We start from the raw sequence: 23,297 nt of genomic DNA on the forward strand, positions 1-23,297 counted from the left end.
CGATTCACCAACCCTCGGAAGGAATGCTGTGTCATCTGATACACCTAGCACCAGCGACAGCGAAAACCCGGCAATCCCGTCGCCGACGCCGAAAGCGCATGCGCCGCGGACAAATCAGGACTGGTGGCCCGACCAGGTCGACGTCTCGAGACTGCACCCGCACTCGCCGCAGTCCAACCCGCTCGGCGACGACTTCGACTACGCCGCCGAGTTCGCCAAGCTCGATGTCGACGCACTCAAGGCCGATATGACGGCGTTGATGACCACCTCGCAGGACTGGTGGCCTGCCGACTACGGCCACTACGGCGGCTTCTTCATCCGGATGAGCTGGCACGCGGCCGGCACCTACCGCATCTACGACGGTCGCGGCGGCGGCGGCCAGGGCCTGCAGCGCTTCGCTCCGCTCAACAGCTGGCCGGACAACGCAAGCCTGGACAAGGCCCGCCGGCTGCTGTGGCCGGTCAAGAAGAAGTACGGCAACAAGATCTCCTGGGCCGACCTGATCGTCTACGCCGGCAATGTGGCCCTGGACTCCATGGGATTCCAGACGTTCGGCTTCGCGTTCGGCCGCGAAGACGTCTGGGAGCCCGAAGAGATCCTGTTCGGCGAAGAGGGCGAATGGCTGGGCACTGACAAGCGCTACTCCGGCAAGCGCGACCTGGCGCAGCCCTACGGCGCGACCACGATGGGTCTGATCTATGTGAATCCGGAAGGCCCCGAAGGCAAGCCGGATCCCGTCGCCGCGGCCGTGGACATCCGGGAGACGTTCGGCCGGATGGCGATGAACGACGAGGAAACGGCCGCCCTCATCGTCGGCGGCCACAGCTTCGGCAAGACCCACGGCGCCAGTGCGGACCCGGTCGGGCCCGAGCCGGAGGCCGCCCCGATCGAACAGCAGGGGCTGGGCTGGCAGAGCTCCTTCGGCACCGGCTCGGGCAAGGACGCGATCACCAGCGGCCTGGAGGTGGTCTGGACACCTACCCCGACCAAGTGGGACAACTCCTTCTTGGAGACCCTCTACGGCTACGAGTGGGAGCTGACCAAGAGCCCTGGTGATGCCTGGCAGTACACGGCCAAGGACGGCGCCGGTGCGGGCACGATCCCGGATCCGTTCGGCGGCCCGGGTCGCGCCCCGACCATGCTGGTCACCGACATCTCGCTGCGCGAAGACCCGATCTACCGAGAGATCACGCGGCGGTGGCTGGACCACCCCGAGGAGCTGTCGGTGGCGTTCGCCAAGGCGTGGTACAAGTTGCTGCACCGCGACATGGGGCCGATCTCGCGTTACCTCGGTCCGTGGATTCCCGAACCCCAGCTGTGGCAGGACCCGGTTCCGGCCGTGGACCATGCGCTGGTCGACGAGAAGGACATCGCGTCCCTGAAGCAAAAGGTGCTCGAATCCGGCCTGACCGTTCCCCAGCTCGTCAAAACGGCCTGGTCGGCCGCGGCGAGCTACCGCAACACCGACAAGCGCGGTGGCGCCAACGGGGGACGGCTTCGCCTTGAGCCGCAAAAGGACTGGGAGGCCAACGAGCCCGCCGAGCTGGACCAAGTGCTGTCCGCTCTGCAAAAGCTGCAGGAGTACTTCAACCGCACGGCATCGGGCGGCAAGAAGGTCTCGCTGGCCGACCTGATCGTGCTGGCCGGGTCCGCGGCGATCGAGAAAGCGGCAAATGACGCCGGCTACGAGATCACCGTGCACTTCGCGCCCGGGCGTACCGACGCCTCGCAGGAGAGCACTGACGTGGAGTCGTTCGCGGTGCTCGAACCGCGGGCCGACGGGTTCCGCAACTTCGTGCGGCCGGGCGAGAAGGCTCCGCTCGAGCAGTTGCTGGTGGAGCGGGCTTACCTGCTGGGTGTGACCGCTCCCGAGTTGACGGTGCTCATCGGGGGTCTGCGTGCCCTCGGCGCCAACCATGGCGGCAGCAAGCACGGTGTGTTCACCGACCGGCCCGGGACGTTGACGAACGACTTCTTCGTCAACCTGCTGGACATGGGCACCGAGTGGAAGGCGTCGGGCAGCGCGGAGAACGTGTACGAGGGTCGGGACCGGGCCACGGGCGATCTCAAGTGGACCGCGACCGCGAATGACCTTGTGTTCGGCTCGAACTCGGTGCTGCGCGCACTCGCAGAGGTGTATGCACAGGACGACAACCAGGGCAGGTTCGTGGAGGACTTCGTCGCGGCCTGGGTCAAGGTGATGAACAACGACCGGTTCGATCTGGCGTAATACCCGATCGTCGACCTGATGCGACGCCCCCGCCGGCCAACCGGCTCGCGGGGGCGTCGTGTCACCACTCGCCGCGGGCGATAAGAACCTCGCGCAGGAGGTCCGCGCGATCGGTGATGATGCCGTCGACGTCGATGTCGAAAAGTGCGTGCATCCGGTCGGGATCGTCGACCGTCCACGCGTGCACCTGACGCCCCGAAGCATGAACGGCCCGCACCAGCCCCGGCGTGATGACGGGCAGGCCGCCAAGCCGGGCCGGCAGTTGCACGCAGTCACTGTCGTGCAACAGCCGCCGGGCGTAGGCCCGGCTGCCGGGCGCTCTGGTCGTCAGCAACGCCAGAAACGCGCCGCTACCTGCCGAAGTGGCGACTCGCCTGGACAGCAGACGCAGCGCACGCCGGCGACGGCGATCGGAAAAAGAAGTGATCAGCACACGGTTGTGCGCGTTGAGCCGTTCAATGACGTCGACGGTCGGCTCGATGGCCGATGCGGCTTTGATATCGATGTTGATCCGGATGTCCGGCAGCGCGGACAGCAGGTCTTCCAGAGCCGGGATCGGCTCCCCCACACCCAAATTGGCCTCGCGGGCATCCCGCCAGCTCAACCGGTCGATCGGGCCGGGCATTCCGGACTCGGGCCCGAGCCTGCGGTCGTGCAGGATCACGGCTACCCCGTCACGGGTGGCGCGAACGTCGGTCTCGATGTAACGAAACCCGAGCTTCGCCGCCTCGTGGAACGCCGCCATGCTGTTCTGAGGTATTCCAGGTCGCCCGAGCGGCGTAAATCCCCTGTGCGCCATGGCAATCCGTCCGGTGTCGCGAAGAAATTCCACGGCACCCGTCTCGCCCATCAGCTAAGTATCCACCCGCGTCGGAAAGATGCGGGCACCGTCTTCGAGCGGCAGCCGCAGGGCGTTCACCAGATAGCTCACCGTCCGGTAGGTGCCGGCAAGCATCAGGAGTTCCAGGATCGCCTCGTCGCTGTGGTAGGCGCTCAACTGCGCCCATAGATCGTCGTCGACCGTGCAGCTGCTGTGCAGGCTGTCGCAGAGTCGGATCAGGACGCGATCGGAGTCATCCCAGCAATCATCCTGGGGCGCACCGGTGGTCAGCGAGGCGATCTGATCCTCGCTCAGGCCGGCCTTGGCGGCGAAGGTGCTCACATGCACTCCCCACTCGTACTCCGCCCCGCATCCCGCGGTGACCCGGTCGATGACGACCTCGCGCTGACGGCTCGTCAGGTGTCCCCGGTCGAGCAGGCCGGAGTTGAAGAACTTGAAGAACAGCCGGCGGTCGCGGGCCATCGTGGTGAACAACACCAGCGGCGGGTTGCCCCGCATGATCTCGTCGATGGCCTGCTGGATGTCTTCGGGTAAGGGCTGAGGAGCGGGCGAAATCCGTGCGCTACGGTTTTTATAGCATTCCATGCTGGCACTCTACGCGCTGATGCTACAAAATGTGAAGCATGACGACACCGCGGATCGGCTCACCCGTACGGGGATCGACCACCGGACGACCGATCATGGTCGCCCTCGATGCCCTGAGCCGGCGCGGTGCGCTGCGGGTGCTGTGGGAATTGCGCGGCGATCCGCTGACGTTTCGCGCGCTTCAGGCGGCATCCGACATGAATCCCGGTTCGCTCAACACCCGCCTCAAGGAACTGCGCGCGCTGCACATCGTGGACCACTCCGACGGCGGCTACCACCTAACCGATCGTGGGCGCTCGCTGATGGCGGCACTGAAACCACTTCAGGCCTGGGCCGACGACTGGGCACCACAGGTCGACGGGTAGGACGCGTCCACAGCGCGATGGTTGGTTCATTCCGGGGGCGTATCGACCGCGCAGCCGATGCCGGGAGCTCGTTGAATACGTCGATCCAGGGTCACCAGCGGAGTGTCGATGGTCTCGGCGAGGGCAACGTAGGCCGCGTCGTAGCTGGTGAGGTCGGCGCGCAATTGCCAGATCCGCGCCGCCAACGCCTCGTACGGCCAGAGTTCGACGGGCAGATCCACTAGATCGAGGTGGGCTTGTGCCGCCTGATCAGCACTGACGAGGCCGGCCAGTTCGTGCCGGCGAAGAATGTTCGAGCACTCAAACGGCATCAGGGCCGGGGCGCAGAGCTCAGCGCCGGCCAGGCGTGTCGCGACCCAGGTGCCAGCAGCTCCCGAGTCGAGCAACACGGTCACGATGGCTGAGGCATCGCAAACCAAGCGGCCCGTCATCGCCGGTCGGCGTCGCGGGCAGTCAACGTCGCGGCCGAATCGACGCGGACCCCTGTTGCAGTGACGCGTGCCCGGGCCCGGGCCAGCACCTCATCGACGCTCGGTTTGTCCGCAGCTTCCACCAGGAGTCCACGCAGGTATTCCTGCAGCGACTTTCCCGCTCGCGCGGCCCGTGCCGCCAGCTCGTCGCGAACCTCGTCTGGGACGTTTCTGATGGTCACCACAACCATGCATGCATAATAGCGCCGTTGCTGCTGTTATGCATGCACCAAGGCAGCTGCATGAGCGGACGCAGCATGGCGCCTCAACTACCGCTAACGATCCAGGTCCCACTGCCCGTAATCGGGCGCGAGGACGTCGTCCACATCCACCTTGATGCCGTTCAGAACGGGACCTTCGATGATCCCTTGATAGAGCACCGCCGTGGGCTCACGTTCCCCGTTCGACCAGGCCTTCGTCTGCCACACCCACCGGTGTCCTGGACTGGTCGAGTTCCCGATCACGCCGTCTCTGACCGCCCACCCACAGGCGTGGGCATGGCCGTAGATGCCGGTGCGGCCCACGCCCAGCACCGAGTTGATTCCCCGGAACCAGTCGACCGCAGTGCCATTCCAGGTGTTTTGGTCGATGTTGTCATCGACGCTGAAGAAGATCGGCGCGGAACCAGTGCCCCCGGCCGCGTTGTGCAGCCGCAGAGCGGTCTGAGCATCCGCGACTCCGCCGTCGTGCCCGCGGGTGAAATCCGACGGGTTGGCCCAACCGGGCTTGCCGTACTGGAAGTTGCTGACGATATGAAGGCCCGCTGCGCGCAGCGAGTTGGCGTACTCGCGGGTGATGGGCTTTGCCTCGAAATTCGCGCCGGGCCGGCATTCGGACACGTAGTTCACGACGCCGTCATAGCCCGCCGACTTGATCTCGTCCGGCGAGATTCGGCGCTCCGCAAAATCGATCAGCCTCATGTTGTCGGCTGATGCCTTCGGAGTGTCGATCGTCGCGGCCAACGTCCCCAGGCCCAGGAGAGCCGGAGCAGAAAGCGAATACTTGAGGACTTCGCGTCTGGAAACAGATCGCTGTCGCTCGGGTCGACGGGGCGCAGCCGAATCGTGCACCGCGAGATGGTAACAAAGTGGGTCTCGGCGGGACGAGGTCAGCTATATGAATCGGTTGCTGAACTTGACGCTGTCCAGCGGCCGGGCCGCGATCGTTTTACCATCGATCTGTGCCCCTCTTGTTATCTGCTAAATCAGTTACCGCCGGCCTAGTGCCGGCTGTTGTCGCGTCAGCGTTGACGTTCATCGCCGCAGTGCTACCGTCCGGGACGCCGGGCGCCGCACCGTCGGCCGCCGCAGCGAATTGCCCCGACGTGCAGGTCGTCTTCGCCCGCGGCCGAATGGAATCGGCCGGGCCAGGTGAACTGGGCCGTGCGTTTATCAACTCCCTGAGCTCCAAGGTCGGAGGTAGGAGCTTCGGCTCGTATGCCGTGAGATATCCCGCCGACACCGAGGTCGACGTCGGTGCCAACGACATGAGTCAGCACGTCCAGCAGATGATCAACAACTGCCCGGCGACTCGGCTGGTGCTGGGCGGCTACTCGTTGGGTGCGGCGGTCACCGACGTCGTGCTCGCGGTGCCGTTCTCCGCGTTCGGTTTCGACAACCCGCTGCCGCCGGGCGCCGATCAGCACGTCGCCGCTGTCGCGCTGTTCGGCAATGGAAGTCAGTGGGCGGGTCCGATCACGAACTTCAACCCGACCTACAACGACCGGACCATCGAGCTGTGTCACGGCGCGGATCCGATCTGCAACCCGGCCGACCCGAACACGTGGAAAGAGAACTGGCCGCAGCATCTCGCCGGTGCATACGTTTCGGCGGGTATGGCCAATCAGGCCGCCGATTTCGTCGCGAGCAAGCTCTAGCGGAACCGGCGCCGCGGCGAGCTATTGCGAAAGAGCAGCGGTTCAGCACGTTTCAGTCCCCAGATACCAACGGCTGCGGGGAGCGCGCGCTGGACCGGCAAGCCGCGCTGGATGCGCCGGGCGGTTACCAAAACGACGAGCCCGATCGCGCGCTTGCCCAGCGCCATCCGGCTGGTTCGTTGTTTCCAGGTTGGAGGTGTCGTGCCAGCGCGGCGGCCGAAGTGATAGCCGATCCACAGTGCCGTCATCAGCGCGGAAATAACCGCAAGCGCTGTCATGAAAAGAGCGTCCTTCGTCGCGGTAGCGAGAAGGTCACAGCGCAGATACACCTCGGCCAATAAGTTTGAGGCGATACATTCGCCTCAAACTTATTGGCTCAGATCGTTACGACGGAATATGACTTTTCAGTCAGCTTGATTTGACGCCGTCTACCGGCACCAAACGGAAACGTTCACGCCGGCGTTCCGGTGCCGAGGTGCACCCGGATGCCGCGGATAGCCGCTGCGAATCGCCGCTTTGCGCGGCAGCGCGTTGTTTGGCCAGAAATGACGGGTGGCGCCGCATCGCTTCCATGCGGGCGCGTTCACGCCGCTGAGCAGCAGCCCATGCCGGGTGTGACTGAAGGAAAACGACTGTCGCACCTTTTGCATTCGCCACGATCGTCAACTCTCTCTAGACCCGACTCGACCGCACTTGTTTGTGCGACCGTTAACCCACGACGATCTGGTAGACCCTTATCAAGGATGCCCAGGTAAACCTGTGATCAAACCTTTGTGATCCTGAGATTTCGCCGTGAATTTTGCGTAAATCCGGCGCCTGGCATGAGCCCGCCGGGGCCGATAAGCGGACTACGACGTGTTATTGGGGACGTCGAAGTAATCGCGCCACGCCGGTGATCTTGTCGTCACTCACCTCGAAGGCTCCGATGCCGCGTGCGTCAATCGTTTTCCCGTCGAAGGCGGCGGATCGCACCCTGGCCCGAGACCGTAGAGGTGGACACTGATACCCAGGCTGCTCGCCTTCGAGTACGGTGCGCTCATGCCCGATCGAAACCGTCGCTTCCTGCTCCGCGAACGCCCCTGCGGACGCATCGGTCCCAACACCTTCGAACTCAGCGAACAAGCGGTCCCCGAGATCGGGGACGGCGAGGCGCTGGTCCGCGTCGACTGGATCTCGCTCGACCCGACCAACCGCGCGTGGATCAATGACACGCCAACGTATTTGCCGCCGGTCGGCCTCGGCGAGGTGATGCGCGGGGGCGGGCTCGGCGCGGTCATCGCGTCGAAGAATCCGCACTACCAGGTCGGCCAGCTCGTCCAGGGCCTCGTCGGCTGGCAGGAGTATTACGTTGCCTCCGACGCCATGCCGCTGTTCCCGGTCGACGTCGCCGAGGGCGTGTCGCCGACCGCGTACATGGGGGCGCTCGGGATGACCGGGCTGACCGCGTGGATCGGCATCCGCGAGGTCGGCAAACCCAAACCGGGTGAGACGGTGGTCGTCTCGGCCGCGGCGGGTGCCGTCGGCTCGGTCGCCGGCCAGCTCGCCAAGGCCGACGGCGCGCGCGTCGTCGGGATCGCCGGCGGCCCGGAGAAGTGCGCGCTGCTGACCGAACAGCTCGGCTTCGACGCCGCCGTCGACCACAAAGCCGCCGATTGGTACGCGCAGCTCAAGGCGGCAACGCCCAACGGCATCGACGTCGACTTCGAGAACGTCGGCGGCGACATCATGGACGCGATCTTCGCCCGCCTCAACATCGGTGCGCGCGTCGCTCTGTGCGGCCTGATCTCCGGTTACAACGAGGCCGACCCGCCGCCCGGCCCGCGCGCGTTCGGCAACTTGCTGATCCAGCGCGCGACGGTGCGGGGCTTCGTCGTGCTCGACCACTTCGGACGGGTGGGCGAGGCGAGCGCCGAGATCGCGGGCCTGATCGCCGAGGGCAAGCTCACCCCCCTCGAGACCGTCGTCGAGGGGTTCGAGCAGCTGCCGACCGCGATCAACATGCTGTTCGACGGCAAGAACGTCGGGAAACTCGTCGTGAAGACATCCGGCTAACCGAACGCCATCACAGCGTCGCGACGACAAGGACTTTCGACCGGTCGCGGGGATCGACCCGCACCGGCACGTCGGCGCCGACCCGGATGTGCGGGGCGGTCGACAGCTCGAGTGCAACGCGCCGGGTCGCGCGGTACGGGTCGTGGTCGGGCAGGTGAACGTCCAGCTCCAGCTCATGCCAGGAACCCAGCATTCCCGTCCCGACGTTCTCGCGAATTCCGACGATCGTTGCTGTGCCGGCCAGCCCCTCGCGAGTCAGCCGCTCGCGCTCGGCGCGCAGTGCGTTGAGTTCGGCGAAGGCGTCCTCCGCCTGCCGCTTGTCGGCCCGCGTGACGCGCTGGCCCGCACTGGCCTTTCGCGCGCGATCGAACCAGCCCACGAACGTCAGCGTACGGTCGCCACCCGGTAGCGTGCCGCACATGTTCCGTATGACGGTCACGGACGTCTTCGCCATCCGCGGTCGCGGGGCTGTGGCTACCGGCCAGGTGGAGTCGGGGGAGGTGCGCGTCGGTGACACGGTCCAGGTCAACAACGGGCCTGTCGTCACGGTGGACGGAATCGAGATCTCCCGCAAGAGGGTGGACATGGCGACGATCGGCGACACCGTCGGCCTGCTCTTCTCGGCGGTCACCGACGGCCACCTTGTCGCCGGAGACCTCATCACATCGGCGGGCGCTCGAGGTTAGTTGTCCGGCGACATACTCATCCGCAAATTGCGCGGCCGGGTAAGTCGTTAAGCCCTAATGTTTTTGCCATGGCCAGCGAAGTCACGGTTCCGCAGGCCGATGATGCTGTCCCCCATCTGCACCGCGACCTTTCCAACCGTCAGATCCAGCTGATCGCGATCGGGGGCGCGATCGGCACCGGTCTGTTCATGGGGTCCGGACGCACGATCTCGCAAACCGGTCCGGCGGTCCTGCTGGTGTACGCGGTCATCGGGTTTTTCGTGTTCTTCGTGCTGCGCGCGATGGGAGAGCTGCTGCTGTCGAACCTGAACTACAAGTCGTTCCTCGACTTCGCGGCCGACCTGTTGGGACCCGCGGCGGGGTTCTTCATCGGGTGGTCGTACTGGTTCGCGTGGATCGTGACCGGTGTCGCGGAAATAGTTGCCATCACCGGCTATTCCCAGTTCTGGTGGCCCGACCTGCCGGGCTGGGTGCCGGCGGTGATCACCGTCGGCCTGGTACTCGTCTTCAACTTGTTCAGTGTCCGCAACTTCGGCGAGATCGAGTTCTGGTTCGCCCTGATCAAGCTGGCCGCGATCCTGTGCCTCATCGCCGTCGGCGCGATCCTGCTCGCGACCAATTTCGTTTCACCGCAAGGCCATCACGCGACCGTCGCGAACCTCTGGAACGACGGCGGGTTCTTCCCGACCGGCTTCATGGGTGTAGTCAGCGGGTTCCAGATCGCGTTCTTCGCGTTCGTCGGTGTCGAACTCGTCGGCACCGCCGCGGCCGAGACGGCAAACCCGCGTCGTACGCTCCCCCGCGCGATCAACGCCGTCCCGCTGCGGGTGGCGATCTTCTACATCGCTTCGCTACTGGCGATCCTGACCGTCGTGCCCTGGCGGCAGTTCGAGAGTGGCGAGTCCCCGTTCGTGACGATGTTCTCGCTGGCCGGGCTCGGCGCCGCGGCGTCGATCGTCAATTTCGTCGTGATCACCTCGGCCGCCTCCTCGGCGAACTCCGGAGTCTTTTCCACCGGGCGCATGCTTTTCGGCCTCGCAGACGAGGGCAGCGCCCCGGCGCCATTCCGCCGGCTCAACCGCGGCGGCGTGCCGGCGCCGGCTTTGCTCGTCACCGCTGTCCTGCTGCTGAGCTCCATTCCGCTGCTCTATGTCAGGGGTTCGGTGATGGGCGCTTTCACCCTCCTGACGACCGTTTCGTCGCTGCTGTTCATGTTCGTGTGGACGATGATCGTCGTCAGCTACCTGGTCTACCGCCGCCGGCACGCGCAGCGTCATGACGACTCGATCTACCCGATGCCGGCCGGCGTGGCGATGTCCTGGGCCGTCCTGGCCTTCTTTGCGTTCGTGATCTGGACGCTGTGCATGGAAAGGGCGACTGCGGTCGCCTTGGCGTGGTTTCCGTCTTGGTTCGTGGTTCTCGCGACCGGTTGGCTGATCGTCCGGCGCCGGCCCGGCCGCGCGGAGCAATACCGCCTGTTCCAGGCCGAAATGAACCACTCAGGGCAGCAGAACGACGCTGCCGGCTGACCCGGGCTTGACGGCCGTCAGAAAAAAGATCGAGCCGATTCGGGTTACGTAACCGCGCCCTTCGCACTATTGTTTCCTCGGCTCTCGTCCTCTGACGAGGGACAACGTTTCCACGAGCGGAAAGCGCACGATCCGGTATGACCACTCCAACTGATTCGCTCCACCACGAGCCCCATCACCAGCCGACGCCGGACGACGGACGGGCGCCCTCAATAGAGGCGGGCCACAGCGCGAGCGACCACCATGTCGCGCGCCAGCGTCCCCACGCCGACGGCGGTGCCCCCGAAGGGCAGGGACCCCCGACCGGCCCCGAGAAATCAGCGTCCGCGCCGGTACCCCAGCACCCCTTCGGCGACGACGGGCGGAACCTGCTGGCCACCCGCATGCGTCCCACGGCCGCGGGGGGTTGGCGCAAGACCATCGCCAACCTCACCGGCGGGCGCATCAACCCGGGACCGAGGGCCAAGCAGCAGCAGGCCGCCGAGTTGATCAGCCGGATTCGCGCCACGCTGGACGACGTGCACAAGGTGGCCTTCGTCTGCGCCAAGGGCGGGGTGGGCAAGAGCACGATGACGGTCGCGGTGGGTAACGCCATCGCCCGGGTCCGCGGCGATCGGGTGATCGCCGTCGATGTCGACCCCGACCTGGGCGACCTGTCGGCGCGGTTCAGTGAGCGCGGCGGGCCGGACGCCAACATCGAGCAGGTCGCGTCGCTGCAAAACATCGAGCGTTACTCGCGTGTGCGGGTGCACACCGTGCTCAACAACGACCGGCTCGAGCTGCTGAGCGCCCAGAACAATCCGAAAGCCTCATACACATTGGGCCCCGAGGACTACTCGGCCACGATGAAGATCCTGGAGCGGCACTGCAACGTGATCCTGCTGGACTGCGGGACGTCGATCACCGACCCGCTGTTCAACACGATCGCCGGTGATGTGACGGGCCTGGTGGTCGTGGCGTCCCAAGACGTGCGGGGCGTCGAGGGCGCCCTGGCCACCCTGGACTGGCTGTACGCGCACGGGTTCGAGCGGTTGTTGCCGCAGACGGTCGTGGCGCTGAACGCGACGCGCGACGGCCGCGCGCTTGTCGACCTCAAAGTCGCCGAGAACGAGTTGGGCAAGTTCGTCTCCAGCGTCTTCCGGGTGCCCTACGACCTGCATCTGGCCCAGGGGCTGGCGGTCGACTTCAGCGCTCTCAAACCGCAGACCCGCAAAGCCGTGCTGGCACTGGCCGGTGGTGTCGCACAGCACTATTCCAGCAGCCACGTGCGGCCTTATCGCGAGGACGACTTGGGCGCCTGGATCGAAATGATCCGCTGAGGCGCTCTGACCCGGGCTTCAGACCTCCCGGCCAGCACCCGAGCGGCCACCAGTGCGGTCAGCATCACGGCGACGCAGACCAGCCCGTCGTCTTTGAGGCCCCACTTCACCGCCGCCAGTGTTGCCGCCCCGGCCACGCACAGCAGCGTGCCGACCCCTACGCCGCGCCAGGCTGACTTGATGGCTGGAACGCCGTCCCATCCGGGCAGCGGGTTGTTCTCCAGCGGCCGCAGCGCGACGAACAGCACGGCCACGATCCCGGCCATGACGCAAAGTTGCTCGATGGTGGTCCCCAGGAAGTGCGGCTGGCCGGGATAGCGGGGATGCCCGAAGCTGTCGAAGAGCACATGGATGCCCAGCAGTACCGGCATGTGCCAGAGGTACAGCGTCATCGCGCCGGAGTTGCCGACGGCGGTCCACCACCACACCCGTGGACGCTGCGCCCAGCGGGCGATGGCCGGGGCGGCCGCGACGGCCAACGCGCTCAGGACGATCGCGTGCCCGGCCAGCAGCAGTGACGGCGGGAACATGTTGGTCAGACGTTGGCCTTCGATGCCGACCAGGCTCAGCGAGTACGGGCCCCACCGCACCAGGGCGACGTCGACGGCGAACAGCGCCACCGCGGTACCCAGCACCGCGCGTCGGCTGAGCAGCTGACGCCGGTAGGCGACGCCGAACATGGCCGGGATGAGCCAGACCACGAAGTTGAGATAACCGAGCGGCGCCGCCACGGCCCAGTGCAGCCGGACGGCGTCGACGACCGCGGCAACGCCATAGACCATTGCCACCCCGGCCGTGAGATGCTTGACGGTCATGATCCGCGACAGGGCCGGCATCGCCGCCAGCACCAGCACATAGGCACCGAGGAACCACAGCAGCTGGATACTGATGCCGGCGACGGACTGGTAGACGCGATGCGGCAGCACGGGATGCAGCATCGTCAGCGCGATCGCCCAAAAACCGAAGTAGTAGAACACCGGCCGGAACAGCCTGGTGCAGCGTTTCATCAGCCATCCGCCCCAGTTGGTGCCCGGCCGCCACGACGCGACACATGCTGCGGCTCCGGCGAAGAAGAACAGCGGCATGATCTGGAAAACCCACGTCAGGGCCTGGAACACCGTCGAGGTGGTGACCAGGTTGTCCCAGCTGAGCACGCCGTTGCGGATGACGCTGATCGCCATCACGGTGTGGCCGATCACCACGCCGAGCAGCGCGGTGATGCGGATGACGTCGACGACGCGATCGCGGTCGGCCGGGGTGCTGGCGGCCAGGTCGGTGGGGTTGGGAAAGCCCATGAGCCCCTTGAGGGGTGTCTGTTGTGTGGTCACCCGGAAAGCATCACTTTTCGCACGCTGCCGATGCCTGCGTAGTTCTACCCGTTTGCCCGCGTATTGCTACTCGAACTTTTTGGGATCGGTAGCCCGTCGCGCCGTCTGTACTTACCGCAACGACGACGCCAACGAGGCGACGCGCCAAAGGGAGAAAGCGAGAAAGTAAATGAAAATCCTGCCCGCCAACATCGAAGAGCAGATCAACCGTGTGGATCGCCAGCGCAGCCTGTGGATCGGGATCGGCGCCGCCGTCTACGCGGTATGGAGCGTCTACCGCATCATCTGGCTGCTCTACATCACGGCAACGTTCGGCCTGTTCTTCGGCTCGGTCTTCCAGTTCGTGCTGTGGGGTGTGACCGGGGCCGTCGCGGCCGTCGCGGCCGTCGGATTCCTGACCCGCTACAACAGAGGATCTTGACCTTCCGGATCTGGCGCCGTCTGCTCGCGCCGGGGGCTAGCGTGCCCGATATCAACAATGACGATGCCTGGGATATCTCGGCCGACGTGGCGGTGGTCGGATTCGGCGCCGCCGGAACCTGCGCTGCGCTGGCGGCCCGAGAGCACGGCGCCGAGGTTGTCGCGCTGGACCGGTTCGGCGGCGGCGGCACGACATCGTTGTCCGGCGGCATCATCTATGCGGGCGGCGGAACCGTCGTACAGCGCCGGGCCGGCGTGACCGACAGCACCGAGGACTTCCTGACCTATCTACAACTCGAAGTCGGCGACGTGGTGCGTCCCGAAACTCTGCAGCGCTTCGCCGGGTCCAGCGTCGAAATGATCGATTGGCTGAGCGGCCACGGTGTCCCGTTCGACCCGTCGATGTGCCCATACAAGGTGTCGTATCCGAACAACAAGTACTACCTGTACTACTCGGGCAGCGAGAATTCCGGCGGGTTCCGCGACGTGACCCGACCGGTACCGCGCGGGCATCGCGTCAAGGGCAAGGGCACCTCGGGAAAGAAGCTCTACGGCCCGCTGGCGCAATCCGCGCAGTCGATGGGTGTTCGTCTGTACGAGCACACCAGGGCAACGGATTTGATCACCGACGCAGCCGGTCGCGTCGTGGGCGTGCAGGCCCTCACGCTGAACAGCGCGCCGCGCTGGGTCCAGCAGCAGTTCGCCACCGCAGCGTCGCTGGCCGCCAAACCGGGCGTCTACTATCCGCCGCTGCGCAAGGTCATGGAGCACCGGATGCGTCGCCTGGAACAGCGGTACGCCACCCCGCTGCGGGTGCAGGCGCGTGGCGGGGTGATCTTGTGCGCCGGGGGCTACATCGCCAACACCGACTGGATCAAGCGGTACGCGCCGCAGTTCAGCTGCGGTTTGGCCCTGGGCACCACCGGCGACGACGGCAGCGGCATCGCCCTGGCCGTCAAAGCCGGGGGCGTCACCGACCGGATGGACAACGTGTCGGCATGGCGATTCATCACACCTCCCAGCGCGTTTTTGGGCTCGATCATCGTCGATCAACAGGGCCGGCGGATCATCGACGAAACCCGGTACGGCGCGGCCGCCGGGCAGGCGATGATCCGCAATCACGACGGCAAGGGCTGGATACTGGCCGACGCCGAACTGATGCGGGAGCGCCGCAAACAGGTTCCGGTGCAATCGATTTGGTTTCAGCGACTGCAAGGTGAAGGACAGGTGGTGCTGGACGCCAAGCGCGGCGCCAACCTCGACCAAGTGGCCCGCGCGGCCGGTGTGGATCCCGACGGGCTGGCGAAAACCGTTGCCGCGCACAACGATGCGATCGACGCCGGTGCGCCCGATCCAATGGGCAAGCCCGCCGAGTTCACCCGCCGCGTCGGGGACGGCCCGTACACCCTGATCAACATCTCGATCCGACGCAGTCTGCTCAACCCGACGCCGATGCTGACCCTGGGCGGCGTGCGGGTGGATGAAGACACCGGGGCCGTCGTCACCGGTTCCGGTGATCCTGTCCCGGGTCTGTATGCGGCCGGGCGCACCGCGATCGGTATCTGCTCCAATTCCTACGTCAGCGGATTGTCGCTGGCCGACTGCGTATTCTCCGGGCGACGGGCTGGGGCCCACGCGGCAGTCTATGGTGCCGAGCAGACGTAAAAGCACCCGAAAACCGCTGTTTTCGGGTGCTTTTACGTCTGCTCGCCCTATTTCGGGTTGCGCCACTCGGTGATCTTGCGGCCCAACGAATCCGCGGCGGTAGTGGCGGCGCGCCCCACGCCGTCGACGATGCCGCCCAGGCCGTCGCGGATGCCTTTGATCAGTGGGTCCTCGGACTGGTCGAAGCCATCCTTGTAATGGCGGGCGGCGTCGCCGAGGTCGTCGGAGAACTTGGCTTTGTGGTCGTCTTCGCGGCGCGGGTAGTCGCCGGACATCACCTGTCCGTAGCCGCCGGTGTCCACCCACTTGGTCAACGCGGCGGCGCGCAGCACCGAGAACGGATGCGTCTGCAGCTCCAGGTTGAGCAGCTTGAGCACCCCGTCGCGCATGTCGCCGGACCGGTCGTATTCGGCGGCCTGCGCCAAAAAGGCCTCTGAGTCGAGCTTGTCGAGCCGACTGCCGCCGGCGAGCTTCATCTCCACCCGGATTGCGGTGTCCAGGTCCTGGCCGCACAGCAAGCCGGCGCGGTCGCCCGACAGCTCCGACTTGCGCTGCCACTCCAGCAGCGCGGCGACGATCGCGCGCAACGCCCAACCGCCGATGGGCATGAAGCCGAACGACCGCGCCAACCGCATCAGATGCATCATCATCGTGCGGTACACCGCATGACCGGACAGTGCGTGTCCGAGCTCGTGGCCCACCACGAAGCGCAGCTCTTCGTGTGTCATCAGGTCGTAGATCCCCGAGGTGATCACGATGAACGGCTGGTCCATGCCGATCGTGTACGCGTTCGCCTCCGACGACTGGATGACGAAAAGCTCCGGCTTCGTCGGCGCGTCCAGCACGTCCACGCACTCGTCGAGCAGCGCATCGAGGTCGGCGAACTGGCGCGGTCCGACCCGGGCCGCACTGGCCAGATACAGCAGCCGGTGCTGGCGCTCGCGCAGCATCCCCGACATCAGCTTCAGGATCTGATCGAAGCCCTTCAGCCGGCGCAGCGCAGACAGTGCGGTCCGGTCGGCGGGGTGTTCCCACGCCCGTGAGCTGATCCCCGGGAACGAGGTGCGGGTCGTGGCGGGTGGCGAAGACATAGCTTCGAGCATAGGTCTGCCCATCGCGGAGTTACCGCACCCAAATGGAGCGTCGAGACTGCATCCAGCGCTACCAGCGGGCGATTCCGCGCGCTCTCAGTGCAGCTTCGACGCCCTCAGTGCAGGCTCGATTCGACGCCGCGCCCCAGGAACCTTGACCCCACGACACGCACAATGCTAAGCAAGTGCTCAGCATCCGGGTAACAGACGAAGGGATCCACGGTGACGCTGCAGACGGTATTGGACGAAATTCGCGAGCGACCCGGCACGGGGGACGTCATCACGGTCATCGATCCCGCGACCGAAGAGCCGATCACCGAATTCGCCGACTGCGGCGGAGAAGCCGTCGACCAGGCCGTCGCGCGCGCCAGGACTGCCTTCGAGTCGGGCGTCTGGGCCGGGCTGCCGGGGCGCGAGCGGGCCAAGGTCATGTGGCGCATCGCGGACCTGATCGACCAGCACGCCGAGGAGTTCGCCCAGCTCGACTCGCTGAACACCGGCATGCCCCTGATGCAGGCGCAGTTGCAGATTCCCACCTGCGCCGAGTTCTTCCGCTACTACGCCGGATGGTGCAGCAAGGTCCGTGGCAACGCCTTCGACGTCAAGACCAGCGGCATCGCGTCGGACACCTATGTGGACATGCACGCCTACACCCTGAAAGAGCCCTTCGGCGTGGTGGGGCTGATCTTCCCGTGGAACGGCCCGATCTTCAATGCCAGCGCCAAGCTCGCGCCGGCGCTGGCCGCAGGCTGCAGCATGCTGGTCAAGCCCGCTGAGGAAACACCGCTCTCGGCGTTCCTGCTCGACAAGCTCATCGCCGAGGCGGGCGTGCCCGAGGGCGTTGTGAACCTCCTGACCGGCTACGGCCACACCGCCGGCGCGGCGATCACCGCGCATCCCGGCGTCGAGAAGGTCGCCTTCACCGGGTCCACCGAGGTCGGCAAGGAGATCGTGCGAGCGTCGGCGGGCAACCTGAAGAAGGTCATGCTCGAACTCGGCGGGAAGTCGCCGGTGTTGATCTACGACGACGCCGACCTGCGCAAGGCGATCCCGATGGCGGCGATGGGGATCTTCGTGCACTCCGGTCAGGGCTGTGTGTGCGGGTCGCGGATCTTCGTGCAGCGCGGCGTGTACGACCAGGTGGTGGAAGGCCTCACCATGGTCGCGAACTCGATCAAGCTGGGCGGCCCCAAGGAAGAGGGCTGCGTGAGCGGCCCACTGATCAGCGCCAAGCAGCTCACCCGGGTCATGGGCTTCATCGACGAGGGCAAGAACGAGGGCGTCGAGGTGGTCACCGGCGGCCACCGGTTGGACCGCAAAGGCTACTTCGTCCACCCGACCGTGCTCACCAACGTCGACCGCGGCATGCGGCTGTACCAACAGGAGATCTTCGGGCCCGTCGTCACCGTCCTGCCGTTCGACGACGACGACGAAGCCGTGGCCATGGCCAACGACACGACCTACGGTCTGGCCGCCACCGCCTGGACGAACAACCTCAGCCGGGCGCATCGGCTGGCCAAGCGGTTGGACGCCGGAACCGTCACGCTGAACTGCCAGTTGGTCTTCGATCACGCGGTCCCATTCGGGGGCTACAAGCAGTCCGGATGGGGTCACGAGTTCGGCTGGGAGGGCATCGACGCCTACCTGAAAACCAAGTCGGTGTGGGCCCAACTTTGAATTCACGTTTTCGCCCTGTACGGCCTCGGCTGCTATGGTGCTGTGCTTATGCCCGAGATGGATCGTCGCAGCATGATGTTGATGACGGGCTTCGCGGCACTGACAGCCGCGATCCCGCTACCCCAGGCCGGGGCTGAGCCGGGGCGCCAGTCGCCGGTGCCCAAGGCGCCAAACGGCCAGCCTGGGCCCTATATCTTCCAGGATGAGTTCGACGGCCCGGCCGGCTCGGCTCCGGACGGGTCGAAGTGGATGGTGGCGCGCGCCCGCGAAACCATGAAGGACCCGACGTATTGGGAGCTGCCCGAGCATGTCGGGCAGTACCGCGACGATCGGCAGAACGTCTTCGTCGACGGCAAGTCCAACCTCGTCCTGCGTGCGGCCAAGGACGGCCCCACCTACTTCGGCGGCAAGGTTCAAAGCTCCTGGCGCGGCGGCGTCGGCCATACCTGGGAAGCCCGCATCAAGTTCGACTGCCTGACGGCCGGCTGCTGGCCGGCATTTTGGCTGGGCAATGACGATCACGGCGAAATCGACGTCATCGAGTGGTACGGCAACGGCAGCTGGCCCTCGGCGACCACGGTGCACGCGAAATCCAACGGCGGCGAATGGAAGACCCACAACGTCGCGCTGAACAGCGGCTGGCACACCTGGCGCTGTCAATGGGACGCGGCCGGTATCCGCTTCTGGCAGGACTACACCGACGGCGCGGCCCCCTACTTCGACGTCCCGGCCAGCTCGCTGCCGGACTGGCCGTTCAACGAGCCGGGCTACACGGCGTTTCCGGTCCTGAACCTCGCCGTCGCGGGTTCCGGCGGCGGCGACCCCGGGCCCGGCAGCTATCCCGCGCAGATGCTCGTCGACTACATCCGCGTCTGGTAGACGCACTCAGTGGGTCAAGCGGGCCACGGCGTTCCAGCGCTCTCGGGCGCCCGGACGGCGCGGATCAGGCTTGGACAGCCGCGTATACAGCCGCAGCATCGGCGGTAGGCGGTGGAAGCGTTGGGCCGCCGTCATCAGTGATTCCGCCTCCGCGGTTCGCCAACCGAGGTTTTCGAAGTAGCCGAACCCGTTCTCCGGTGCGAACGTCCACGGCGCATTCTCGAAAAGGCCGACCATCCGCTTGTTCATCATCTTCTGCAGGCCGGGACCGACGATGTCGAGCATCCACCACGCGACCTCGGGCCGTTTGATCGCCTGAGACAGCGCGTCGACGTCGCGGTCTTCCAGATACATCACCAGGCCCTCGGTCAGCACCAGCGCCTTCGTGGCGCCGTCCAGCGCCTCGTCGAAGAAGGCGTCGCGGGCGCCCGGGTCGGCCAGATCGACGTCGGTCCGGGTCAGCCGGCAGCGCGGGGTCTCACCGGAGAGCAGCTGCGCCTTCTCCGCGAGCACTCCGGGCAGATCCGCTTCTATCCAGCTGAAGTCGGCCGGCAGGTCCAGCCGGTAGGGCCGCGTGTCCAAGCCGGCGGCCAGGTTGAGCACGCGGTCGCAGCCGTCGGCGATCGCCTCGACGATGGTGTCGTCGATGATCTTGGTGCGCGCGATCAGCCACCAGCCGTTGCGGGTGGCCCGCGGAGCCTTGGCGACGATGGCGCGGCCCTGCTCACCGGCGAGACGTTCGGCGAACGGGTCGTTGAACAATGCGTCGTGACGCGCCGATTCGGTGGCCCGGTGCAGGGCTGTCCAGCGGGCGGTGTCGGAAACGTGCGTGATGAGATGCCCGTCGTCTGGCATACGTTGCGTTATAGCATCCCCGCATGATCCCGCAGGAAGTCGCCGAGCTGACGCCGGCTTTCTTTGCCGAGGCGCTGCGACGTGACGTGGCTTCCGCCGAGCTCGTCGACCAGCATTCCGGCACCACCGGCCGGTCGCGTTTCCGGCTCAGCGGTGACCCCACGCTGCCGGCAACCGTTTTCGTCAAATTGGCGCCGTTCGACGCGAGGCAGCGCAAGTTCGTCGCCGCCGTGGGCATGGGCGTCGCGGAGGCGCGCTTCTACCGTGACTTGGCGTCGGAAGTGCCGGTGCGTGTTCCGCGCCCGTACCACGCCGGCACCGACGGCGAGCGCTATGTGATGGTGCTCGAGGACCTGGAAGCGTCGGGCTGCCGGTTCCCCGGTCCTGGGGATCCTGACATCGAGCGCCGCGGCGGGGACATCGTCGAGCAACTTGCCGCGTTGCACGCAAAGTATTGGGAGTCAACCCGATTCGATGACGACCTGGGCTGGCTCGCGAGGACCGGCGCGGGTATTTCCGGCGGCGGGGGGCGACGATGTTCGTGCAGATGGCCGTCGACACCCTCGGCGACGAACTCGACGCGTCGTTTCACCGGATCGCCGACTACTACCTTGCCAACGCGGCAGCGATCGTGCGGCTGTGGAATTCCGGACCGCGCACCCTGATCCACGGCGATCCGCACATCGGCAATCTGTTCGTGGACGTTGCCGACGGCGATCGCACCGGCTTTCTCGATTGGGGGTGCTGGGCCGGGCGCCCGGCATGCGCGACGTCGCATACGTGCTGTGCAACTCGATTCCCGGAGAGGTGCGTGCCGCCAACGAGCACGACTGGCTGCGGCGCTACTGCGCGCTGCTCGGCGAGGCCGGTGTGACGCTGACCGAGGATGACGCGTGGCGGCAATACCGGCTGTTCGCCGTCTACTCTTGGGTCGCGGCCACGTCGACGGCGGGCATGGCGTCGAAGTGGCAGCCGCTCGAGATCGGTGTAGCCGCCACCCGACGGACAACGCAGGCGTGCACGCAGCTCCAATCGGTCGAGCTGTTGGCAGAACTGATCTAGTCGGCCGGGTTCTTGGCGGCGGTGATCGCCGACCGCACCGCGGAAATGCATTCCGCCGCATCGGCTTCCGGGCCTAGCCCGATGTAGAAGCTGCCGGTCTGCTCACCGGGGAAGCCGGTCAGCGTGAATCCAGTCCCGTCGATCGCGGCAGACGTCAGCGCGCCGGTCAGGCCAAGCCCGGTAGCCAGCGACGCCTGCGCCAACGGTAACGACAAGACCGAGGTCCCCCGCTTCGCGCCGTCGATGGCCACCAGCACTTGTGTCGGGTGCAGCACCACAACCGTGCAGTGTTCGTCGTCGGGATCGGACGGATTCGCACGGCGCTTCAGCAGCTTCCCGAATCCCGAACTGGCGGGCGGGTTTTCGCTGTGGGTCAGCCACGCCCTGACACTCCGGAGGTCGATCTCGCGGGACTCGGCGTGTTCGGCCAACTTGTCGCGTATCGGGCCTGAGAGCTCGTCGAGTTGCACCGCCCGGGTGTGGCGCACGTACATCGGCATTGCTGGCATGGGTGAATCTTGCCCGATGCCGTTCGGGGATGGTCGACTAAGTCGGGTCGAGCAGAGGAGTCGTCGGGATGACCGGGTTGCGGGTTGGCGTGATGAACAACACGATCAACTCCCGCTACGGCCCCAAACCTCCGGTGCAGGCCGACTACCTGACCGCCGCTGCCTGTGGGGCCGACTCCTTCTGGGTGGCCGACCACCTGCAGTCGGTGCTGCCGCCGTCGATGTGGACCCCCAAGCACGTGGGCGCCGCCAAGGTGATTCCCAAGATGGATGCGCACCTGGAGCCGTGGACGATCCTGGGATATCTGGCCGGTCACAACAAGGTTGGCCGGATGCGCCTGGGCGTGGCCGTCACCGACACCGGTCGGCGCAATCCCGCCGTGACCGCACAGGCGGCCGCGTCACTGCATCTGCTGACGCGCGGCAAGGCGGTGCTGGGCATCGGAACTGGTGAACGGGAAAGCAACGCGCCGTACGGCGTGGACTGGTCCAAGCCGGTGGCGCGGTTCGAGGAAGCCGTGGCCACCATCCGCGCCCTGTGGGATTCCAACGGTGCCCTGGTGAGCCGGGACTCGCCGTTCTTTCCGCTGCACAACGCGACGTTCGCGCTGCCGCCCTACCGGGGCAAGTGGCCGGAGATCTGGGTCGCCGCGCACGGCCCGCGGATGATGCGCATCACCGGTCGCTACGCCGACGGGTGGTTCCCGGGGACAACCCGGGCTGACGAATACGGCGAACAACTCGGCCTGGTGCGGACGGCGGCGTCGGACGCCGGCCGCGACCCGGCGGCCGTCACGCCCGCACTGATCCGGTTCATCGTCACCGGCCGGTCCCGCGACGAGATCGACGAGGTGGTGGAGTCCGAAATCGCGAGAATATTCACCCTCAACTGCTCGGGTGAAGCGTGGGCACGGCACGGCGCCGAGCATCCGCTGGGCGCCGACTTCACCGGCTCGCAAGACCTCATACCTCAACTGATCGACGAACAGACCGCGCTGGGTTACGCCGCGAAAGTCCCTCGCTCGCTGGTGAAAGAGTTGTTCGCGGTGGGAACGCCGGACGAGGTCGTGGAGCAGCTAGCGGAGTTCCATGACCGCGGCATGCGTTACCTCGTGGTGGGAAACGCCGGCGCGATCCAACCGAGTCTGCGCAGGAGCGCGGCCAACACCGCGCCGTACATCAAGGCCGTGCGAGGGCTGAGAAAGCTGGGAGAGAATCGATTTCGCTGACTAAGGAGCACGATCCGCAATGCCGATGATCGACGTGACGTATGTGCGTGATTCGTTGCACGACGAGGCGCTGGGCAGGCTGGCCGACGAGTTGGTCACGGCGTTGCTGCGCGCCGAGCGCGCCCCCGACACCGCATTCATGCGCGACAACACTCTGGTCTACCTGCACGCGCTGGAGCCCGCGGCCCAGTTGGTGGGTGGCCGCCAACCCGGCCCGCCCCGATTTCGCGTCGACCTGACGGTGTTCGGCGGTGCGCTGTCGAAGGACCGCAAGGAACAACTCGTCGCCGACGTGCACGCGGCGGTCTGCGCTGCCGCCGACATCGATCCGCAGGGTCCGCGCGCGTATCACGTGTGGTCGCTGATTCACGAGATACCCGAGGGCAATTGGGCCGGGGCCGGCAAAGTCGTTTACTACCAGCAGGTGAAGGGGCTTGTCTCGGAAGGCTTGGACGACCAGGAGGGGCCGAATTGACGGACACACACGGCCGCGTTGCGGTGGTGACCGGCGGCGCGTCGGGCATGGGTGAAGCCACCTGCCACGAGCTGGGCCGACGCGGCCTCAAAGTCGCCGTGCTCGACGTCGACGGCGAGGCCGCGGGCCGGGTCGCCGAAGAGTTGCGCTCGGC

General features: G+C 66.2%; 28 protein-coding genes. 17 read left to right on the plus strand and 11 right to left on the minus strand.

Annotated features, from left to right (window positions below; all coding sequences use genetic code 11):
* The first annotated feature begins 28 nt into the window (after nucleotides 1-28).
* Nucleotides 29-2,230 carry a catalase/peroxidase HPI gene (gene katG, locus VML93_RS01050; protein ID WP_325606765.1) on the plus strand — a complete coding sequence of 734 codons (2,202 nt, stop codon included), beginning with the start codon at nucleotides 29-31 and terminating at the stop codon, nucleotides 2,228-2,230.
* 61 nt (nucleotides 2,231-2,291) lie between these two features.
* Here katG and VML93_RS01055 read toward each other — a convergent pair whose 3' ends face one another.
* A complete protein-coding gene (locus tag VML93_RS01055) occupies nucleotides 2,292-3,062 on the minus strand; it encodes a glycerophosphodiester phosphodiesterase family protein (protein WP_325606820.1) in 771 nt (256 codons plus the stop codon).
* Nucleotides 3,063-3,083: 21 nt separating this feature from the next.
* The gene (locus VML93_RS01060; RefSeq protein ID WP_325606767.1) at nucleotides 3,084-3,656 is read right to left on the minus strand and encodes a carboxymuconolactone decarboxylase family protein; all 573 of its coding nucleotides are present in this window, start codon (nucleotides 3,654-3,656) and stop codon (nucleotides 3,084-3,086) included.
* Nucleotides 3,657-3,694: 38 nt separating this feature from the next.
* On the opposite strand from VML93_RS01060, the gene VML93_RS01065 reads away from it, so the two are divergent.
* Nucleotides 3,695-4,021, plus strand: coding sequence for a helix-turn-helix domain-containing protein (locus VML93_RS01065; protein WP_325606771.1), 327 nt, complete (start codon nucleotides 3,695-3,697; stop codon nucleotides 4,019-4,021).
* 26 nt (nucleotides 4,022-4,047) lie between these two features.
* Here VML93_RS01065 and VML93_RS01070 read toward each other — a convergent pair whose 3' ends face one another.
* The 3 genes from VML93_RS01070 to VML93_RS01080 all read right to left on the minus strand — a co-directional run bounded on the left by VML93_RS01070 (nucleotide 4,048) and on the right by VML93_RS01080 (nucleotide 5,561).
* On the minus strand, nucleotides 4,048-4,452 hold the full coding sequence (locus VML93_RS01070; RefSeq protein ID WP_325606773.1) for a type II toxin-antitoxin system VapC family toxin: 405 nt from the start codon (nucleotides 4,450-4,452) through the stop codon (nucleotides 4,048-4,050).
* Nucleotides 4,449-4,682 (minus strand): FitA-like ribbon-helix-helix domain-containing protein, encoded by a 234-nt coding sequence (locus VML93_RS01075; protein ID WP_325606775.1) that lies wholly within the window; start codon nucleotides 4,680-4,682, stop codon nucleotides 4,449-4,451. Before VML93_RS01075 ends, VML93_RS01070 begins: the two co-directional genes overlap by 4 nt.
* Before the next feature lie 84 nt (nucleotides 4,683-4,766).
* Nucleotides 4,767-5,561, minus strand: a complete 795-nt coding sequence (locus tag VML93_RS01080; protein ID WP_414686256.1) for a DUF1906 domain-containing protein — start codon at nucleotides 5,559-5,561, stop codon at nucleotides 4,767-4,769.
* 152 nt (nucleotides 5,562-5,713) lie between these two features.
* On the opposite strand from VML93_RS01080, the gene VML93_RS01085 reads away from it, so the two are divergent.
* Nucleotides 5,714-6,367 carry a cutinase family protein gene (locus tag VML93_RS01085; protein ID WP_325606781.1) on the plus strand — a complete coding sequence of 218 codons (654 nt, stop codon included), beginning with the start codon at nucleotides 5,714-5,716 and terminating at the stop codon, nucleotides 6,365-6,367.
* Here VML93_RS01085 and VML93_RS01090 read toward each other — a convergent pair.
* Nucleotides 6,364-6,696, minus strand: coding sequence for a hypothetical protein (locus VML93_RS01090; RefSeq protein ID WP_325606822.1), 333 nt, complete (start codon nucleotides 6,694-6,696; stop codon nucleotides 6,364-6,366). The two genes, VML93_RS01085 and VML93_RS01090, sit on opposite strands and share 4 nt — an antisense overlap.
* A 709-nt stretch (nucleotides 6,697-7,405) precedes the next feature.
* Between VML93_RS01090 and VML93_RS01095 the strand changes: the two genes are divergently transcribed.
* Entirely contained in the window at nucleotides 7,406-8,419 is a 1,014-nt protein-coding gene (locus VML93_RS01095; RefSeq protein WP_325606783.1) for an NADP-dependent oxidoreductase, read from the plus strand.
* 10 nt (nucleotides 8,420-8,429) lie between these two features.
* Here the strand turns inward: VML93_RS01095 and VML93_RS01100 are convergent, their stop codons facing one another.
* Nucleotides 8,430-8,798, minus strand: coding sequence for a hypothetical protein (locus VML93_RS01100; protein ID WP_325606785.1), 369 nt, complete (start codon nucleotides 8,796-8,798; stop codon nucleotides 8,430-8,432).
* A 40-nt stretch (nucleotides 8,799-8,838) separates the two neighbouring features.
* On the opposite strand from VML93_RS01100, the gene VML93_RS01105 reads away from it, so the two are divergent.
* From VML93_RS01105 to VML93_RS01115, 3 genes are all read left to right on the plus strand, one after another.
* On the plus strand, nucleotides 8,839-9,105 hold the full coding sequence (locus VML93_RS01105; protein ID WP_325606787.1) for an EF-Tu/IF-2/RF-3 family GTPase: 267 nt from the start codon (nucleotides 8,839-8,841) through the stop codon (nucleotides 9,103-9,105).
* A gap of 68 nt (nucleotides 9,106-9,173) precedes the next feature.
* Nucleotides 9,174-10,634 (plus strand): amino acid permease, encoded by a 1,461-nt coding sequence (locus VML93_RS01110; protein ID WP_325606789.1) that lies wholly within the window; start codon nucleotides 9,174-9,176, stop codon nucleotides 10,632-10,634.
* A 137-nt stretch (nucleotides 10,635-10,771) separates the two neighbouring features.
* Nucleotides 10,772-11,953 (plus strand): MinD/ParA family protein, encoded by a 1,182-nt coding sequence (locus VML93_RS01115; RefSeq protein ID WP_325606792.1) that lies wholly within the window; start codon nucleotides 10,772-10,774, stop codon nucleotides 11,951-11,953.
* On the opposite strand, the gene VML93_RS01120 is transcribed toward VML93_RS01115, so the two are convergent.
* Nucleotides 11,908-13,248, minus strand: a complete 1,341-nt coding sequence (locus tag VML93_RS01120) for an acyltransferase (protein ID WP_325606825.1) — start codon at nucleotides 13,246-13,248, stop codon at nucleotides 11,908-11,910. The two genes, VML93_RS01115 and VML93_RS01120, sit on opposite strands and share 46 nt — an antisense overlap.
* Before the next feature lie 202 nt (nucleotides 13,249-13,450).
* Here VML93_RS01120 and VML93_RS01125 point away from each other — a divergent pair, with 202 nt between their 5' ends.
* Both VML93_RS01125 and VML93_RS01130 read left to right on the plus strand, forming a co-directional pair.
* Nucleotides 13,451-13,702, plus strand: a complete 252-nt coding sequence (locus VML93_RS01125) for a hypothetical protein (protein ID WP_325606794.1) — start codon at nucleotides 13,451-13,453, stop codon at nucleotides 13,700-13,702.
* Nucleotides 13,703-13,743: 41 nt separating this feature from the next.
* On the plus strand, nucleotides 13,744-15,366 hold the full coding sequence (locus VML93_RS01130) for an FAD-binding protein (RefSeq protein ID WP_325606827.1): 1,623 nt from the start codon (nucleotides 13,744-13,746) through the stop codon (nucleotides 15,364-15,366).
* Nucleotides 15,367-15,413: 47 nt separating this feature from the next.
* Here the strand turns inward: VML93_RS01130 and VML93_RS01135 are convergent, their stop codons facing one another.
* Nucleotides 15,414-16,457 (minus strand): M48 family metallopeptidase, encoded by a 1,044-nt coding sequence (locus tag VML93_RS01135; protein WP_325606797.1) that lies wholly within the window; start codon nucleotides 16,455-16,457, stop codon nucleotides 15,414-15,416.
* 222 nt (nucleotides 16,458-16,679) lie between these two features.
* Between VML93_RS01135 and VML93_RS01140 the strand changes: the two genes are divergently transcribed.
* Nucleotides 16,680-18,134, plus strand: coding sequence for an aldehyde dehydrogenase family protein (locus tag VML93_RS01140; protein ID WP_325606799.1), 1,455 nt, complete (start codon nucleotides 16,680-16,682; stop codon nucleotides 18,132-18,134).
* Between the two features lie 48 nt (nucleotides 18,135-18,182).
* Entirely contained in the window at nucleotides 18,183-19,013 is an 831-nt protein-coding gene (locus tag VML93_RS01145; protein WP_325606801.1) for a glycoside hydrolase family 16 protein, read from the plus strand.
* 6 nt (nucleotides 19,014-19,019) lie between these two features.
* Here VML93_RS01145 and VML93_RS01150 read toward each other — a convergent pair whose 3' ends face one another.
* Complete coding sequence (locus VML93_RS01150) at nucleotides 19,020-19,868, minus strand: SAM-dependent methyltransferase (protein WP_325606804.1); 849 nt, start codon at nucleotides 19,866-19,868, stop codon at nucleotides 19,020-19,022.
* Nucleotides 19,869-19,891: 23 nt separating this feature from the next.
* Between VML93_RS01150 and VML93_RS01155 the strand changes: the two genes are divergently transcribed.
* Genes VML93_RS01155 through VML93_RS01165 form a run of 3 tightly spaced genes read left to right on the plus strand, consistent with a single transcriptional unit; the run spans nucleotide 19,892 to nucleotide 20,930 of the window.
* Complete coding sequence (locus VML93_RS01155) at nucleotides 19,892-20,533, plus strand: hypothetical protein (protein ID WP_325606832.1); 642 nt, start codon at nucleotides 19,892-19,894, stop codon at nucleotides 20,531-20,533.
* Nucleotides 20,416-20,742: a phosphotransferase gene (locus VML93_RS01160; protein WP_325606806.1), complete on the plus strand. Its 327-nt coding sequence runs from the start codon at nucleotides 20,416-20,418 to the stop codon at nucleotides 20,740-20,742. The genes VML93_RS01155 and VML93_RS01160 overlap by 118 nt, the downstream gene beginning before the upstream one ends.
* Nucleotides 20,631-20,930, plus strand: a complete 300-nt coding sequence (locus VML93_RS01165; RefSeq protein ID WP_325606834.1) for a hypothetical protein — start codon at nucleotides 20,631-20,633, stop codon at nucleotides 20,928-20,930. Before VML93_RS01160 ends, VML93_RS01165 begins: the two co-directional genes overlap by 112 nt.
* Here the strand turns inward: VML93_RS01165 and VML93_RS01170 are convergent.
* Entirely contained in the window at nucleotides 20,927-21,439 is a 513-nt protein-coding gene (locus tag VML93_RS01170; RefSeq protein ID WP_325606808.1) for a hypothetical protein, read from the minus strand. The two genes, VML93_RS01165 and VML93_RS01170, sit on opposite strands and share 4 nt — an antisense overlap.
* Nucleotides 21,440-21,507: 68 nt before the next feature.
* Here VML93_RS01170 and VML93_RS01175 point away from each other — a divergent pair, with 68 nt between their 5' ends.
* From VML93_RS01175 to VML93_RS01185, 3 genes are all read left to right on the plus strand, one after another.
* Nucleotides 21,508-22,668, plus strand: coding sequence for an LLM class flavin-dependent oxidoreductase (locus tag VML93_RS01175; RefSeq protein WP_325606811.1), 1,161 nt, complete (start codon nucleotides 21,508-21,510; stop codon nucleotides 22,666-22,668).
* A gap of 19 nt (nucleotides 22,669-22,687) precedes the next feature.
* The gene (locus VML93_RS01180) at nucleotides 22,688-23,143 is read left to right on the plus strand and encodes a tautomerase family protein (protein WP_325606813.1); all 456 of its coding nucleotides are present in this window, start codon (nucleotides 22,688-22,690) and stop codon (nucleotides 23,141-23,143) included.
* A partial coding sequence (locus tag VML93_RS01185) for an SDR family NAD(P)-dependent oxidoreductase (RefSeq protein ID WP_325606829.1) occupies nucleotides 23,140-23,297 on the plus strand: 158 nt, incomplete at its 3' end. The genes VML93_RS01180 and VML93_RS01185, both read left to right, overlap by 4 nt.

Origin of the sequence: Mycobacterium sp. (assembly GCF_035499775.1) — a bacterium.
In the GTDB taxonomy this organism is placed as follows: Bacteria; Actinomycetota; Actinomycetes; order Mycobacteriales; family Mycobacteriaceae; genus Mycobacterium.